Source organism: Marinobacter xestospongiae, assembly GCF_023156385.1.
Taxonomy (GTDB): Bacteria; Pseudomonadota; Gammaproteobacteria; order Pseudomonadales; family Oleiphilaceae; genus Marinobacter; species Marinobacter xestospongiae.
Map to the genome: position 1 here is coordinate 68,519 of NZ_JAKZAK010000002.1, position 15,587 is coordinate 84,105.

General features: G+C 61.6%; 10 protein-coding genes. 5 read left to right on the forward strand and 5 right to left on the reverse strand.

Features of this window, described 5'->3' with window-relative positions; all coding sequences use genetic code 11:
• Window positions 1-64: 64 nt before the first annotated feature.
• The 4 genes from MLD24_RS02140 to MLD24_RS02155 form a co-directional block, all read right to left on the reverse strand.
• Window positions 65-2,194, reverse strand: coding sequence for a TonB-dependent siderophore receptor (locus MLD24_RS02140; RefSeq protein ID WP_248163421.1), 2,130 nt, complete (start codon window positions 2,192-2,194; stop codon window positions 65-67).
• 132 nt (window positions 2,195-2,326) lie between these two features.
• A complete protein-coding gene (locus MLD24_RS02145) occupies window positions 2,327-3,229 on the reverse strand; it encodes a helix-turn-helix domain-containing protein (RefSeq protein WP_248163422.1) in 903 nt (300 codons plus the stop codon).
• Window positions 3,230-3,367: 138 nt separating this feature from the next.
• Complete coding sequence (locus tag MLD24_RS02150) at window positions 3,368-3,907, reverse strand: hypothetical protein (RefSeq protein WP_248163423.1); 540 nt, start codon at window positions 3,905-3,907, stop codon at window positions 3,368-3,370.
• A 147-nt stretch (window positions 3,908-4,054) separates the two neighbouring features.
• The gene (locus MLD24_RS02155; protein ID WP_248163424.1) at window positions 4,055-4,837 is read right to left on the reverse strand and encodes a TSUP family transporter; all 783 of its coding nucleotides are present in this window, start codon (window positions 4,835-4,837) and stop codon (window positions 4,055-4,057) included.
• Between the two features lie 701 nt (window positions 4,838-5,538).
• On the opposite strand from MLD24_RS02155, the gene MLD24_RS02160 reads away from it, so the two are divergent.
• The 3 genes from MLD24_RS02160 to MLD24_RS02170 all read left to right on the forward strand — a co-directional run bounded on the left by MLD24_RS02160 (window position 5,539) and on the right by MLD24_RS02170 (window position 11,748).
• A complete protein-coding gene (locus MLD24_RS02160; RefSeq protein WP_248163425.1) occupies window positions 5,539-9,012 on the forward strand; it encodes an indolepyruvate ferredoxin oxidoreductase family protein in 3,474 nt (1,157 codons plus the stop codon).
• A gap of 127 nt (window positions 9,013-9,139) precedes the next feature.
• A complete protein-coding gene (locus MLD24_RS02165) occupies window positions 9,140-10,240 on the forward strand; it encodes a Glu/Leu/Phe/Val family dehydrogenase (protein WP_227175209.1) in 1,101 nt (366 codons plus the stop codon).
• A 101-nt stretch (window positions 10,241-10,341) separates the two neighbouring features.
• A complete protein-coding gene (locus MLD24_RS02170; protein ID WP_227175208.1) occupies window positions 10,342-11,748 on the forward strand; it encodes a sodium-dependent transporter in 1,407 nt (468 codons plus the stop codon).
• Window positions 11,749-11,912: 164 nt separating this feature from the next.
• Here the strand turns inward: MLD24_RS02170 and MLD24_RS02175 are convergent, their stop codons facing one another.
• The gene (locus MLD24_RS02175; RefSeq protein WP_248163426.1) at window positions 11,913-12,641 is read right to left on the reverse strand and encodes a murein L,D-transpeptidase catalytic domain family protein; all 729 of its coding nucleotides are present in this window, start codon (window positions 12,639-12,641) and stop codon (window positions 11,913-11,915) included.
• Between the two features lie 156 nt (window positions 12,642-12,797).
• Here MLD24_RS02175 and MLD24_RS02180 point away from each other — a divergent pair, with 156 nt between their 5' ends.
• Window positions 12,798-14,408, forward strand: a complete 1,611-nt coding sequence (locus tag MLD24_RS02180; RefSeq protein ID WP_248163427.1) for a L,D-transpeptidase family protein — start codon at window positions 12,798-12,800, stop codon at window positions 14,406-14,408.
• Between the two features lie 62 nt (window positions 14,409-14,470).
• Entirely contained in the window at window positions 14,471-15,481 is a 1,011-nt protein-coding gene (locus tag MLD24_RS02185) for a DUF1835 domain-containing protein (protein WP_227175205.1), read from the forward strand.
• Window positions 15,482-15,587: the final 106 nt, after the last annotated feature.

The following is a 15,587-nucleotide window of genomic DNA, read 5'->3' on the forward strand; positions in this document are numbered from 1 at the left end:
GCGGGCCGGGACCTGTCTGACCATACCACAGCGCACCATCCCTGGCGCGCCGGCTGGGCGCCTGTCAGAACGCGTAGGCGACGCTGGCTTCGACCGTGCGCTCCTCACCAAACCAGCAGTTGAGGGCATCGAAGCAGCTGTAATAGCGCTCATCCATCAGGTTGTTGACGGACAGCCCCAGGGATGTGCCTTTCAGGGCCGCGCTGGCCATGCCCAGATCGTAGCGGATTGCCACATCCACCAGCGTCGCAGACGGCACCTTACCTTCGTTGGTGACCGCATCCAGCTCGGCTTCGCCGATGTAACGCACGCCGGCGCCGGCGGTCAGGCCCCGCAGGGCGCCGTCATAGAAACCGTAGTCTGCCCAGGCCGAAACCATCTGCTCCGGCACCCAGATTGGGGTCTTACCTTCCAGTCCGGTGTTGTCTTCGGTGACTTCCACATCCTGCAGGGTGTAGGACAACGACAACAACAGGTTCTCAGTGGGCTGCGTCAGCGCTTCCAGCTCAACACCCTGGGAACGCACCTCACCGGCCTGAATCTTGTCATACGGACCGCCATTGGGATCGCGGGTGGGTACGTTTTCCTTGTCGATCCGGAACGCCGCCAGGTTCACCTGATGGAGACCGTCCGCCGACTTGTACTTCACGCCCGCCTCAAGCTGCTCGCCGGTGGATGGATCGAACTCCCGGCCATTGCGGTCTGAGCCGGTCTGTGGTTCGTAGCTTTCGGCGTAATTGAGGTAGGGTGAAAAACCGCCAGGAAGTTCGTACAGCGCGCCTGCGCGCACCGACACATTGTCCTGCTCCAGTTTCGAATCCACCTGCTGACCGTACTTCAGGCCCTTCTCGGTGCCTTCAAAATCGTCCCAGCGCACGCCAGCGATCAGCACCAGGCGATCCAGCCGGACCTGATCCTGCAGGTACACCCCGAGCTGCTTCTTGTCGATGGTGAAATCGGAGCTGTAGGCAGTGCCGGTCATGTCGATGGTGGCCGGATTGATCTGATAGTAGTCCGGGTTGAACAGGTCGATGTCAGGCGCCGCGGAATCCTCGTAGCGCACATCGGACTCCAGTTCCATGTAGTCCACACCCACCAGCAGGTTGTGTTCCAGAGGGCCGGTGCGGAAACGGCCTGAGAACTGGTTGTCGACGGTGAATCCGGTGGTTGCCTCATCCGTCAGGTAGGCACGCCGGGACAGGGTGCGGGCGTCCGCCGCCAGCACCGTGCTGTAGGTGTTGGTCTGGTAGGCCTCGGCGTCGGTGTAGCGGAAGTTCTGCAGGAAATTCCAGTTGTCGTTGATGTTGTGGTTGATCTTGTACCCTGCCATCAACACTTCTTTATCGAAGGTGTTCCAGTTGGCATCCCCGGAGAAGGCGTCGGTCGGCAGGCGGCCGTTGGGATTGGGCTTGAACACGGTGGACGCCGGCAGACTGGTATAGATGCCCATCTCCGGGTCTTTCTGGTAGTACAGGTTGAAGTTGACCAGGGTATCTTCACTGACCTGCCAGTCCACCGAGGGCGCGATCAGATGGCGTTCTTCCTCAGAGGTTTCGGCCTGACCATCACGGCCACGGGTCAGCGCCACCAGACGGTAGGACAGATCGGAATCACCCAACTGACCGGCACTGTCCACAGAGGCTTCCAGCAGGTTGCGCGAGCCACCGGCCAGCTCGATCCGGTGATCGCTGCGGGTCGACGGTTTCTTGGATATCAGGTTAACCATGCCCCCTGGCGGCATGGCCCCGTACAGGGTTGACGTCGGTCCACGGAACACCTCGACCTGCTCCACCGCCGCCAGGTCCACCTGGGGCTGCAGGTTCCAGTCGTTGTAGAGCAGTTGCAGGCCGTCGTAGTAGTTCTGGTAGTTGATGAAGCCGCGCATGCTGAACAGGTCGATTCGCCCCACCGCACCACCACGCAGCTCGGTGTTCACCCCCGGAGCATAGCGCAACGCCGCGGCCACAGAATCAGCATCCCGCATCTCCAGGACCTGCTGGTCAAGGACACTGATGCTCTGGGGCGTTTCCTCCGGCGCCAGCGCGGTTTTGGTGGCAGTGCTGCGATACGTGTCTCCATACACCGTCAGCTCGTCCAGGGACCCGAGAGTCTCATCGGCCTGGGCAGTGGAAACCAGGGCCAGTCCAATGGCCAGGGAAAGCAGGGAACGCGGTTGGGAAAGTCTTGGGATCATGGGTTACCTGATACTCCTGAATGAAGACATGAAGGCTGACAATTCAAATGCCAATCATTCTTATTCTAGAGATTCTGACAACCACGACTTAACCATTTGGTGCATGATGCATCGGTGTCAGGAAGCCTCTGATTAACGCTCGGGCTCCACCGGCACCCAATACTCCATGCTGGTTATGGATTGCTCCATGGTGAACTCGGGGTGATACACCTCCAGATCGAAACCGTAGCGGCCACGGTAACCTGACGACGGCAGCCAGTAATGGATAAACCATTCCAGTGTCTTTTCCAGCGCGGCCAAGGGCCCCTGAAACGGAATCACGGCGTATTCCTGCGCCGGCACCGTCAGCCGTGGCAGGTGAGGAGGAGGCTCCAGCCCGTCCGCTTCCACAGTCGCCCAGTAGGGAAAGCTGGCGCCGGAATCCGCCGCTTCGGAAATGTCCATGACGCCAATCAGCGGACGGTCGCTGGGGCGTTCGACCTTGGCCAGCAACTGCTGCCAAAGCGCGGGGACCTTGGTGGCAAAATCCGGCTGGTCGGCAAACAGGCCGCTTACCTGGCCACACACCCCCACCACATCGAACGCCGGTCGGGTCTCCACCCGAATCTGCAGCATCCGCGGGTTCAGCTCCTCCGGCGGTAACGGCAGGTCACGACTGTGGATGGGCGTGCGCAGGCCGGAACGCTGGCCGCGTTTGCGATACTGTCCGGGGCTGCACCCGAACATCTGGCGAAAGCTGCGGCTGAAGCTGATTTCGGAGTCAAAGCCGCAGGCCAGGGCAATGTCCAGTTGTCGCTGGGTACCGGACAGCAGGGCCTCGGCGGCGCGGCTGAGGCGCAATTCCCGGACATACTGGGCCACCGACAGCCCGGTGTGAGCGGCAAAGACCCGCTGAAACTGCCAGCGGGACCAGCCCCCCAGAGCTGCCAGGGCCTGGACCGACAGCGGCTGATCCAGATTGCGGTGAATATGGTCGAGCACACGCTCAATGCGGCTCAGAGGGGTCTGGAGATCGGAGCGGGCATACTGGGGCATCGGGACGGACTCAACGGCTATCAACTCAGAGCCGCCACTCTAAACGATATTACTTCTCGTTTGTATCGTTTCCGGCGACAGCACGCGTTATCAGTCGCTGTCCGTCTCCGGGCGTGTTCATCTGTCGGGTCGACTGGCCTAAATGATATGAACCCGCCCATCGCTGCCGGCGAAGGGGTTGTTGACGCTACTGCCCTCCCCTTTCAGCACCGCTTCAGGGTGGTTCTCCAGCATTTCCTGCTCAATCTCCACCGCAAACTTGCGGGGCACATCCACCATCACCAGGTACTTGCCGGCCTCAATCTCGCCATGGAACCGGCGGATCTGGTAGTTCTCCGACGAGATGCCGCCGAAGCCTCCCAGCCAGCCGCCCGCCATCACCGCAAACGCTGCCAGCGCCACCCAGGCCAGGGTCGGCCACTGGATGCCTGACCACAGCATGGCAGGCAGGATGAACGACAGGGCCAGCACCAGCCCGATCAGCATGCCACGCTCGACAAAGCGGGCCAGATCGGTGCGATCCAGAACGCTGGCGCGGTGCAGACGGTGGGTGTACAGACCAGCCTCATCACGGCTGACGATATGGAAACGGGAATCGCGGATGCCCCGGGCATGCAGGTCGTCGGAGATGTCCTGCACATCGTCAATACGATCCACTACATAGAAAAGCCGTTTCATGACAGCACCTCCCTCGCGCAGAGTCGCGAACGGTCACAGCCCGATTATAAAACAGCAGAGTGGTCCCGTCGGCCAATGTTCAGACCGTCTGGCGATAGCCGCCGACGGGTTAGTGAATCCGGTCATATCGGTGTTGCCCGGGGAAGATCAGGTCAGTCCATTCCACAACCCGACGCAGCTGATCACCAAAAGGATCGACCCCAGTACCCGGAAAAAGATCGGCGTCTCCGCCTGCAGCATGCGTTCATGAAACCGCAGGCCAATCACATGGCCTATGGCGGCGCAGGGCAGCAGCCAGAGATGGTGAATCAGTTGCAGATCAACCTCCGCCCAGACGAACGCCCCCATCTTGATGGTGACCAGGATGAACCAGAGCGCAAACAGGGTGTCCCGCAGTTTCTCCTTGGGCAGATGCTGGGCTGCTACCGCAATGATCAGCGGCGCACCAATCAGCGACGTACCGCTGATGTAGCCTCCCAGCATCAGGAACACGGTGTCGACAGCCTTGCTGTTGCTGCGGAACGGCCGGTTGAAGATGTAGGACAGCGAGTAGACCGACACGATGGCAAAGATAATGCCACTCATCACCTGCGCCGGCAGGGTGATCAAGCCAAACACCCCGATCAGCTTTGGCACAATCATGATGGCCAGAATCCGCCGCAGATAGACCCAGTCCACGGTGCCGCCGGCGCTGGCCGAAACCTCGGCAGAGGCCGCCTGCTTGCGGTTGTTCATCACAATGGTCAGGGATGAGAACACCAGCAGGTGTACCGAAATCAGCGGCAGGTACACCAGCGGATCGTTGTGCACCAGCAGCAGAAACGGCAGCGACAGGACCGCACCACCAAACCCCAACCCGGATCGGACAAAACCGCTCCAGATGAAGATCAGCCCAATCAGAACGTATTGCAGCAACGACAGGTCGGCCATGGGAGTCCTTCTGAGATTGAACGGACCGGGGAGTCTACCTGAGAAGCGCCCCGGGTTCGCCCCGCAATCACCACGATGAACCCCCGATTGGCCCCGGCCAGGCAACGCGACCCAGGTCACACTCCCGCCATCGGACGGTCACTGCGCCTGCTGATCCGTCGCGGCGTGGTCGCCGATTCCCTGGTCCGGAAAACCCCAGAAAAAGCCGGTTGGTACAGCGCCAGGCAGGCCATTTTCGCGCCTCTGGCAAATATCCGACGGTGAAACCAGACCGACTTTTTGGTTAGAAAATAGTCGTTGACCTCTATAGAAAAAGCATCTAGTTTGGCACTTGGTCGCGCCCCCACAAGGGGTCGCAGACGATGAAATCGTTATGTCGGCCAAAAGCCGAACTACAAAAACAAGACAACCACTGACGCCGTGATCCGGCCGGGTGGGAGAGGATTTCAGAATGTCCACATTATCGGTTACCACAACCGGACTGTGCCCGATGCACGGTCACACCCTCCGCATACCAGACCTTTCTCTGTTACTCGATTCGATACCCCAGGACCCGGGCCTGACGCCAGACGGCACTTGCCTTCCGGTCGCCCTGCGCTGATCCGGACCTGACTCGTTCCTGATTTTCCACCAACACCCTTTTGGCTCAGCAATCTCGCTGCAGCAGGTGTCTGGTTTATCGAGCAGAAAGGTAATTCGTTATGCGTGATGTCAGTCTCAACGATGTGTGGGAGCGCGACGCAGGTCCGGTGTACATGACCGGCAGCCAGGCCCTGGCACGCCTCCCCCTGCTGCAGGCCCAGCTTGATCAGCAAAATGGCCTTAACACCGCTAGCTTCATCTCCGGCTATCGCGGCTCCCCACTGGGCGGTTTCGACAAGGTCCTGTGGCAGGCCAAGGACTACCTCAAACAGCGCCACGTGCACTTCCTGCCGGGCGTCAACGAAGACCTGGGCGCCACCGCCGTATGGGGCTCTCAGCAAGTAAACATCTTTGAAGGCGCCAAGTACGATGGCGTCTTCGCACTGTGGTACGGCAAGGGGCCCGGTGTCGACCGTACCGGCGATGTCTTCAAACATGCCAACGCCGCCGGCAGTTCGCAGTATGGGGGTGTGCTGGCGGTGGCCGGCGATGACCACGCCTGCAAATCATCCACCCTGCCCCACCAGAGCGACTACGGTTTCGTAGACGCCTCCATGCCGGTGCTCAATCCCAGCGGCGTGCAGGAGATTCTGGATCTCGGTCTCTATGGCTGGGCCATGTCTCGTTACAGTGGCTGTTGGGTCGGGTTCAAGGCCCTGGCGGAAGTGATGGATTCCTCCCTCAGCGCCAACCTCGACCTGAGCCGCATCGACATCCGCATACCGGATAACTTCACTTTGCCCGAGGGCGGTCTCAATGCCCGCTGGCCAGACAAGCCGCTGGCCCAGGAAGAGCGCCTGCACCGCTACAAGCTTGAGGCGGCCAAAGCTTTCGCTCGCGCCAATCGTCTGGACCGGACCGTGGTCAGTGCCAGCAAACCACGATTTGGTATCGTCACCACCGGCAAATCCTATCTGGACACCATCCAGGCCCTGGCGGATCTGGGCCTGGGCGACGCCGAGTGCGAAGCCCTGGGACTGACGGTATATAAGGTCGCCATGCCCTGGCCGCTGGAACCGGAAGGAATTTTCGAGTTCGCCGGCGGCCTCGATGAGATCCTGGTGGTGGAGGAGAAACGCGGCCTGATCGAAGACCAGATCAAAACCCAGCTGTACGGCTGGCAGGATCGCAAGGCCCCACGGATCATCGGCAAACGGGATGAAACCGGCGCCGAACTGCTACGCTCCAACGACGAGCTGACCCCTGCCATGGTGGCGCGGGCGATTGCCGCACGCATCAAGAATCACTACTGCAACGACACCCTTCGCCAGCGGCTGGACTTTCTCACCGAAAAGGAATCCAGCCTGGCGCAACCGAAGGAGCGCCTGGAGCGAACGCCGCATTTCTGCTCGGGCTGCCCCCACAACACCTCCACCCGGGTGCCGGAAGGCAGTCGCGCCCTCGGCGGCATCGGTTGTCACTACATGGCCACCTGGATGGACCGCGGCACGGACACCTTCACCCAGATGGGTGGCGAAGGTGTCACCTGGCTCGGTCAGGCCCCGTTCACCAACCAGAAGCACGTGTTCCAGAACCTCGGTGACGGCACCTACTTCCACTCCGGGCTGCTGGCCATCCGCGCGGCGATCGCCTCCGGCGCCAACATCACCTACAAGATTCTGTACAACGATGCCGTCGCCATGACCGGTGGTCAGCCGGTGGACGGCACCCTGACGGTGCAGCAGATCACCCACCAGCTCAATGGTGAGGGAGTACGCCGGATTGCCGTTGTCAGCGACGACATCGACAAGTACCCCTCGCGGGCGGACTTTGCCGACAGCACCACCTTCCATCACCGTGACGATCTCGATGAGGTTCAACGGGAGATGCGGGAGATTGAGGGCTGCTCGGTGCTGATCTACGACCAGACCTGCGCCGCCGAGAAGCGTCGCCGCCGCAAACGCGGCACCATGACCGACCCGGACCAGCGGGTGATGATCCATGCCGATGTCTGCGAAGGCTGTGGTGACTGCGGCATCCAGTCCAACTGCCTGTCGATCCTGCCGAAGGAGACCGAACAGGGCCGCAAGCGCACCATCGACCAGTCCGCCTGCAACAAGGATTTCAGCTGCGTCCGGGGCTTCTGCCCCAGCTTTGTCACCGTCAAGGGCGGCAAACTCAAGAAGCCTGCCGGTGTGAGTCAGGATGTCGACTTCCCGACCCTGCCGGAACCGACCTTCGTTGGCGAACACGATCCCTACGGCATCCTGCTGACCGGCGTTGGCGGCACCGGCGTGGTCACCGTCAGCGCCCTGCTGGGCATGGCCGCCCACCTGGAAGGCAAGGGCGTGTCGGTGCTGGACCAGGCGGGCCTGGCGCAGAAGTTCGGTGCCGTGGTCAGCCACATTCGCATTGGTGATCGCCAGGAAGACATTCACGCAGTGCGTATTCCGGCCGGTGAGGCCGACCTGATGATGGCCTTCGACCTGATGGTGGCCGCCAGCGACGACGCGCTGGCCAAGCTGGACAACCGCTTCTCCCGCAGCGTGGTCAATACCGAGACCGCAATGCCGGCGGCGTTCACCCGCAACCCGGACCTGCAATACCCCGGTGAGGCCATGGAAACCACCATCCGCGAGGCCTCAAAAGCGGACGGCAGCTGGTTCCTGGATGCCGGCAAGCTGGCCAAAGCACTGATGGGGGATGCCATGGCGGTGAACCTGTTCACCGTGGGTTTTGCCTACCAACAGGGCCTGCTGCCCCTGAAGGCAGCCTCGATTGAACGGGCCATCGAACTCAACAACGTCGCCGTGAACGCCAACAAGCAGGCCTTTGTGTGGGGCCGCCGCGCCGCCCATGACCTGGACGCGGTGATGTCTTTGGCATTCCCGCAGCCCAAGGCCAACGTGGTTCAGGTCATGGAGACCACCGAGCAGCTAATCGAACGCAACAAACGCCACCTGGAAGCGTACCAGAGTGAGAGCTACGCAAAGCGGTACGAGAACCTGGTGCGCAAGGTCGAGAAGGCGGTGGACGCAAAGCTGGGCCGAGATCCCATGCTGGTGCGGGCGGTGGCCGAAAACTACGCCAGGGTATTGGCCTACAAGGACGAGTACGAAGTTGCCCGGCTGTTCAGCAACGGTAGCCTGCTCAAGCAACTGGAAGAGCAGTTTGAGGGTGACTACGAGCTGGAATTCAATCTGGCTCCGCCGCTGCTGTCCCGCAGTAAAGACGGCGCCCGCCCCCGCAAACTCCGCTTCGGACCGTGGATGGAGAAAGTGTTCCGGGCTCTGGCCCGTTTCAAAGTCCTGCGCGGCACGCCCCTGGATGTGTTCGGCTATACCGCCGACCGGCGCCTGGAGCGGGCGCTGATCCGCGAGTACGAAGCCGACGTCCACTGGCTGCTCCAGCACCTGAGCCGCGACCATCTGGACGCAGCCCGGGCGCTGGCAGCGCTGCCGGCGAAAGTCCGCGGATACGGACCGGTCAAAGAGAGCGCCTATGAAGCCGCAGCCAGGGAACGCCAGCAGTTGCGCCGGGAAATCAACCCCAGCGCTCCCGAACACAACCGGATCGCCAGCGCTGCGGCGTGAACCGATACATCGCATTACGAACTAAACTAACAAGAGAGGGCCGGCCCGGTGATCCCGGAAAGGCCCAAACCAAACCAGCCACTGCCCTCACAAGGGTCGCAGTGGCCAGAAAGCAAGGTGAAACGCCATGAACGTATTCAGCCATCCCGAGTTCGACAACCACGAACAGGTCTCTTTCTTCTGCGATCCCAAAACCGGGCTCAAGGCCATTGTCGCCGTTCACAACAGCTCACGGGGCCCCGCGCTCGGCGGCTGCAGGATGTATCCCTACGCCACCGACGAAGAGGCCCTGCGCGATGTGCTCCGCCTGTCCCGTGGCATGACCTACAAGTCGGCACTCGCCAACCTGGACCTCGGTGGCGGCAAATCGGTCATCATCGGTGATCCCCGCAAGCACAAGACGGAAGAGCTGATGGAGGCCATGGGCCGCTTCCTGGAAACCCTTGGAGGCAGTTACATCGCAGCCGAGGATTCCGGCACCAGCGTGGCCGACCTGAAAATCATGGGACGCCAGACCAGCAATGTCGCCGGCGTCTCTGCCCGCAAAGGCTTTGACGGCAATCCAAGCAATGGAGATCCGTCGCCAGCTACAGCCTATGGCACCTTTGTTGGCCTCAAGGCGGCCGTCAAGCACAAGCTTGGCCGTACCGACCTGACCGGACTGAAAGTGGCCGTTCAGGGTATCGGCAACGTCGGCTACCGTCTGGCGCGCCACCTCCACGAGGCCGGCGCCAAACTGTGGGTGTACGACATCCACCAGGATCAGATGGATCGCGCGGTCGAAGAATTCGGCGCCACACCGGTCAGTGCGGAAGAAATCCTCACCCTGCCGGTGGATGTGGTTGCACCCTGTGCCCTGGGCGCGGTACTGAATGACCAGAGCATTCCGAAACTCAAGGCCACCGTGGTTGCCGGCGCGGCCAACAACCAGCTGGAACACCCCCATCACGATGAAGCGCTGATGAAGCGCGGCATTCTCTACACTCCGGACTTCGTCATCAATGCCGGTGGCATTATTGACGTCTTCCACGAGCGTACCGATCACGATGCCGACAAGGTTCGCGCCCATGTCGAGTCCATCGGTGAAACCCTGGAAGAAATCTTCACCCGCTCCGACCGGGATGGCCGCCCCACCGGCGCCATCGCCAACGAGCTGGCTGAGGAACGCTTCCAGCACATCCCCGCCCAGAAAGATCAGCAACCCGAATCGCTGGCAAAAGCCGGCTAACGGACGCCTGATCCAATGAGCAACATGTGAACTCCCTGGGGTCGGCCAACCCGGTCGGCCCCTGTCCCCCGAAAACAAAAAGATGTAAGCAGGAGACAGCTATGTCCTATTCTTCCTCCGCCACGGCTTCCGGAACCCTGGAAGGCGCGTCTGCCAGCCGCGGACTCTGGTCCTCCCGGCTGGCTTTCATTCTCGCCGCAACCGGCTCCGCTGTGGGGTTGGGCAACATCTGGAAATTTCCCTACATCACCGGTGAGAATGGTGGCGGTGCCTTTGTACTGGTGTATCTGGTGTGTATCGCGGCCGTGGGTATCCCAATCATGATGGCGGAGGTGCTGATTGGCCGTCGTGGTGGTCACAGTCCGGTCAACAGCCTGCGGCTGATCGCCGAGCGGGACAAGCTCAACCCTGCCTGGAAGATTGCTGGCATCATTGGTGTGCTTGCGGCCTTCCTGATTCTTTCCTTCTACTCCGTGATCGGCGGCTGGGCGGTGTCCTACGTCGGCACCGCGGCCAGTGGCCAACTCGCCGGCGCCACACCGGAGGCGGTCGAAGCAATCTTCACCGGACTGCTGGGCGACCCCGGCACCCTGCTGCTTTGGCACACCGTCTTCATGGCCCTGGTGATGGTGGTGGTTGCCCGTGGCGTCCGCTCCGGTCTGGAACGCGCCGTCAGCATCCTGATGCCTGGTCTGTTCATTCTGCTGCTGATTGTCGTTGGCTACGCCATGACCACCGGCCATTTCGGTGAAGCGGTCAGCTTCCTGTTCCAGCCGGACTTCTCTAAGCTGACTACGTCAGGCGTTCTGGTGGCCCTGGGGCATGCCTTCTTCACCCTGAGCCTGGGCATGGCGGTGATGATGGCCTATGGCTCCTACCTGCCGAAGAACATCTCCATCGCCAAGACCTCCATCACCGTGTCCATTATGGATACCGGCGTTGCCCTGCTGGCTGGCCTCGCCATCTTCCCGATCGTGTTCGCCAACGGCATGGAGCCGGGCGCCGGCCCGGGCCTGATCTTCCAGACCCTGCCGCTGGCCTTTGGTCAGATGCCGATGGGCACCCTGTTCGGCACCCTGTTCTTCGTGCTGCTGATTTTCGCCGCCTGGACCTCCGGCATTTCTCTGCTGGAACCACTGGTGGAATGGCTGGAAGAGCAAAAAGGCATGAACCGCACCATCAGCACCCTGGCCGCCGGTATTGCCTGCTGGCTGCTGGGCATTGCCTCAATCCTGTCACTGAACCTGTGGTCCGACGTCACGCCGCTGGGCATGTTTGCGATGTTTGAAGGCAAAACCATCTTCGACCTTCTCGACTTCCTCACCGCCAACATCCTGCTGCCGCTGGGTGGCCTGCTGGTTGCCATCGTCGTGGGCTGGTTCATGTCCAAGCAGGCGGTAGAGAACGAACTGTCGCTGTCCGAGTCCGGCTTCAAGCTGTGGTACAACACCCTGCGCTTCGTCACTCCGATCGCGGTGCTGGTGGTGTTTATCTACAACCTGGCCTGATCAAGGCACGGCTTACAAGCCCCCATAAAAAAGGCGTGGCGGTTACTGACCGCCACGCCTTTTTGTTTCTAAGCGTCCCCTGAAGACAGTACCTGAAAGCCTGGGGCGAAGAATCTGAGTGTCTGGGGTGACGAATCTGAGTGTCTGGGGTGACGAAACGGTGATTAGCTGTCGCCGCTTGCTGGCCGGCTGCCAGCGTCCGCCACTTGGGCATCATCACAGTTAAGGAACTCGGAAGCCGCCAGCCATTGCGCGTCCGGGTAATAGCTGAACACAAGCTGTCCCCCTTTGAGGTTGTCCACCACCTCCCGGATCATGCCCTGACTGACGGCCGGGCACCCGTGGCTGCGGCCGATGCGGCCATAGTTTTCCACCCAGGATTGCGCCACATAATCGGCGCCATGGATCACGATGGCTCGCTGACGCGCCTGATCGTTAATGCCGGCCTCCAGACCATCCAGGCGCAATGAGTAGCCGTGACGCCCCCGATAGCTTTCGCTGGCGCGGAACAGACCGATGCTGGACTGATGGCTCCCCTCAATGTTGGAGAACTCGGTGGCGGCCGCCAGTCCTGAATTCTTGCCATGGGCAACACGATCCCGAAGCACCAGCCGACCTTCAGCCAGGTCAAACAGCCATAGCCGGGGTTCACTGGATGGCAGCGAATAATCGATCACCGCCAGCCTGCGGGCATCGGAAACGCCATTGCGAACAGCACACTCAGAGGCCATCAATGCTTTGCCCAGGACCTCTTTATCCAGCGTCGGCGCAACCTTTACCAGTTGGTGGTAGAGCACCGCTGGTGCCGGATCTGCTATGCTGCGCAACGGCAGTGACAACGCCAGGATGGCAAACAGACAGTTGAGCAAAGGGGCGTGACGGGTTACGGTCATCCAAGAGGCCTCGGGTCAAATCGCTGGTGTCTGACAGGCGGGATAATCGGCAGGGAATACCGAACAGCAACCCCTGGAAGTCGTCTGGAGCGGCAGATATACCTTCCAGGCAACACTGGCGGATTCTAACAGGGAAATTGAGAACGGCCAGCCCATATGTACAGTTTTCATACAAAACACAACATCACCGCCCTCTGCACCGGGTTGTTGTTGTGGCTGACCGCGCCGCTGACTCAGGCCGGCTTCCGCTTTGATCCCCAGGACTGCATCACCCTGCCGGCACCGGATACGGCGCTGTTTCAGGCCACCCAACGGTTCCAGGATCAGGTTGGCAACGATTTCTGGCACGCGCCCGGCCGTCTGGAGAGCCTGATCCAGCAGCTGGCCGCTCTGACCGCCGATGGCCTGGACCCTCAGCACTATCACATCACCGACCTGCGGGAAGTACTTGGCTTTCGCAACACCTGGGGTTCGCTCAACGACTGCGACGCCGAGCTGGCCTCATTCGCCTATCTCAGCGCCCTGGCGGACCTGGGCTACGGGCGCCCTGCCGATACCGAAGCCGATGCCACCTGGTACTCGCCGCAGTTGGGCGATCGCCGTTCGGTCGACAACCTGCTGGCCCTGGCTGGCGGTGGCAACCAGCCAGTATCCACGACATTTGATCAGACCCGTCCGGCACTGCCCCGGTACCAGAATCTGCGCCAGGCTTACCAGCACGCACGGGAAGCACTGCCAGCACGCTGGCCCACCCTCGACACCGGCCCCACCCTGGCGCCGGGAGACCGCACAGCGGAGGTCCGTATGCTGCGACAGCGCCTGCAGGCCGAAGGCTACGCCGACCTTACCTCGACAACCGATCCGGACTATTTCGATAACGCACTGGCGGAAGCCGTGAGGGCATTCCAGCGACGCCATTACCTGACCGCGGACGGCCGGGTCGGAGACAATACCCGGGCACAACTCAACGTTCAGCCCCAGCACCGACTTGCCCAGATTCGCGCCAACCTGGAACGGATGCGGCGACTGGCGGCCGATCTGGAACAGACCATGTTGCTGGTGGACATCGCCGCCGCCCGCATCGAGTACTACCGTCAGGGGGAGCTGGCGTGGTCTGGCCGCGCCCAGGTTGGCCAGCCATTGCGGGAAACACCACGGCTGAAATCGCTGATCACCCATGTGACGGTCAACCCCAGCTGGACCATTCCCACCACCATCTTTGTGGAGGACAAGCTACCGCTGATCCAGCAGGACCCGGGCTACCTCGAAGACCGCAATATCAGTGTGTTCAACTACCGCGGCGACCGCCTGGATGCCGCCGATGTGGACTGGAACAACCCTCGCGGCATACTGCTGCGACAGGCCCCGGGGCCGGGCAATGCTCTGGGTAAGGTGGTGATCCGTTTCTCCAACCCGTTCGCGGTCTACCTGCACGATACGCCGTCGTCCTGGCTGTTCAATACCAACAGCCGTTTTTACAGCTCCGGCTGTGTCCGGGTGGAAGACGCCATGTCCCTGGCCGAAACCCTGATTGGCGACGCCCCAACGCGTTACCGCAAGCAGTTCGAGGAACTGCGCGCCAGCGGCGAATCCCACAACGTGCATTTGCCTCGCAGCGTGCCGGTACTGCTGGCATATTGGACCGCCGAAGCGGACAGCGACGGGCACTTGATGTTCCGACCGGATGCCTACGACATCGATGCCCCGCTGATCGCCGACGACCCGCTCCTACAGCCGGCGATGGTATCAGCCGATCACACTCACTGAGCCGGTGGCGCCCATCCGGGCTTATCCGGGCAGCCTGAAACGCCACTCCACAGGACCATCCGATGGCTCTCGATGACGATTACAGAACCCTCCATATCCGCTGCGGATCGGACATTCGGCTGACGCTGGAAGCGGCCGGTTTCAGAGGCGATTTCCTCGAGTACGCCGATCCCGTGTGCCAGGGGCCGGTGCTGGATGGCGACGACGCCCTGGAGGCCCGCGCACGCTTTATCAGTAACGCCTACGAGCAAGGTGACGACCAGGCCCTGGCCGCCACCCGGGCGCTGTTGACGGAGTCCGAACAGCGCCTGGCCCGAGCCAGCCAGGACTATCAGCGGGTGGTGCTGTGGTTCGAGCACGACAGCTATGACCAGCTGTTGCTGTGCCGGGTGCTGGACCGCCTGCAACGCAACGGCGTTCCTGACAGGCTGGAGCTGGTGAGCACCGACCACTATCCGGGAATCGAGCGCTTTATCGGCCTCGGCCAACTGGACAGCAAGGCCCTCACAGAGCTCTGGCAGCGGAGAACGGCCGTTACCAAGGCCCAGCTCCAATTGGGCGAGCGGACATGGCATGCCCTGATGCAGCCTGATCCTGGCGCCCTGGCGGCGCTGGTCACCGCTCCGGACACCGCCCACCTGCCTTATCTGGCCGGCGCCCTGCTCCGCCATCTTCAGGAGCTGCCGGGGCTCCACGACGGCTTGAGCCTGACCGAGCGACTGACACTGCAACCACTTCACAGCGGCGACCAGAGCCTTGGTGACCTGTTCCGTATTCAGATGATGGAAACCGAACCCAGACCCTGGCTCGGCGATGCGATGTTCTGGCACATCGTGCGCTGCCTGCTGAAAGCACCGCAGCCACCGCTGGCGCTGGTTGCCGGTTCCAGCCACAGCAACTGGCACCAGCGGGTGGTGACGCTTACCGAACTGGGCGGGGCGTTGTTGCGCCGCAGGCAGGACTGGATGGAGTGCCAGCCCCCAAGGCGATGGCTGGGAGGCATTGAACTGGGACCGGGGCGACCGGACTGGCGCTGGGATGACCTGAAACAGGCGCCGGCCCTCAAGGCGTGAAGCGAGCGACGATGTTTATAGCCGATTCACAGGCAGCAGCCATCTCACGGGCGTAAAGGTTATTTCCCCGGCATTTCCGGCCGACGTAGGATTAAACCATTGGGGC

Coding starts and splice junctions, on each gene's coding strand:
- MLD24_RS02140 (WP_248163421.1), bottom strand. CDS start 2,194: ATGATCCCAAGACTTTCCCAACCGCGTTCCCTGCTTTCCCTGGCCATT.
- MLD24_RS02145 (WP_248163422.1), bottom strand. CDS start 3,229: ATGCCCCAGTATGCCCGCTCCGATCTCCAGACCCCTCTGAGCCGCATT.
- MLD24_RS02150 (WP_248163423.1), bottom strand. CDS start 3,907: ATGAAACGGCTTTTCTATGTAGTGGATCGTATTGACGATGTGCAGGAC.
- MLD24_RS02155 (WP_248163424.1), bottom strand. CDS start 4,837: ATGGCCGACCTGTCGTTGCTGCAATACGTTCTGATTGGGCTGATCTTC.
- MLD24_RS02160 (WP_248163425.1), top strand. CDS start 5,539: ATGCGTGATGTCAGTCTCAACGATGTGTGGGAGCGCGACGCAGGTCCG.
- MLD24_RS02165 (WP_227175209.1), top strand. CDS start 9,140: ATGAACGTATTCAGCCATCCCGAGTTCGACAACCACGAACAGGTCTCT.
- MLD24_RS02170 (WP_227175208.1), top strand. CDS start 10,342: ATGTCCTATTCTTCCTCCGCCACGGCTTCCGGAACCCTGGAAGGCGCG.
- MLD24_RS02175 (WP_248163426.1), bottom strand. CDS start 12,641: ATGACCGTAACCCGTCACGCCCCTTTGCTCAACTGTCTGTTTGCCATC.
- MLD24_RS02180 (WP_248163427.1), top strand. CDS start 12,798: ATGTACAGTTTTCATACAAAACACAACATCACCGCCCTCTGCACCGGG.
- MLD24_RS02185 (WP_227175205.1), top strand. CDS start 14,471: ATGGCTCTCGATGACGATTACAGAACCCTCCATATCCGCTGCGGATCG.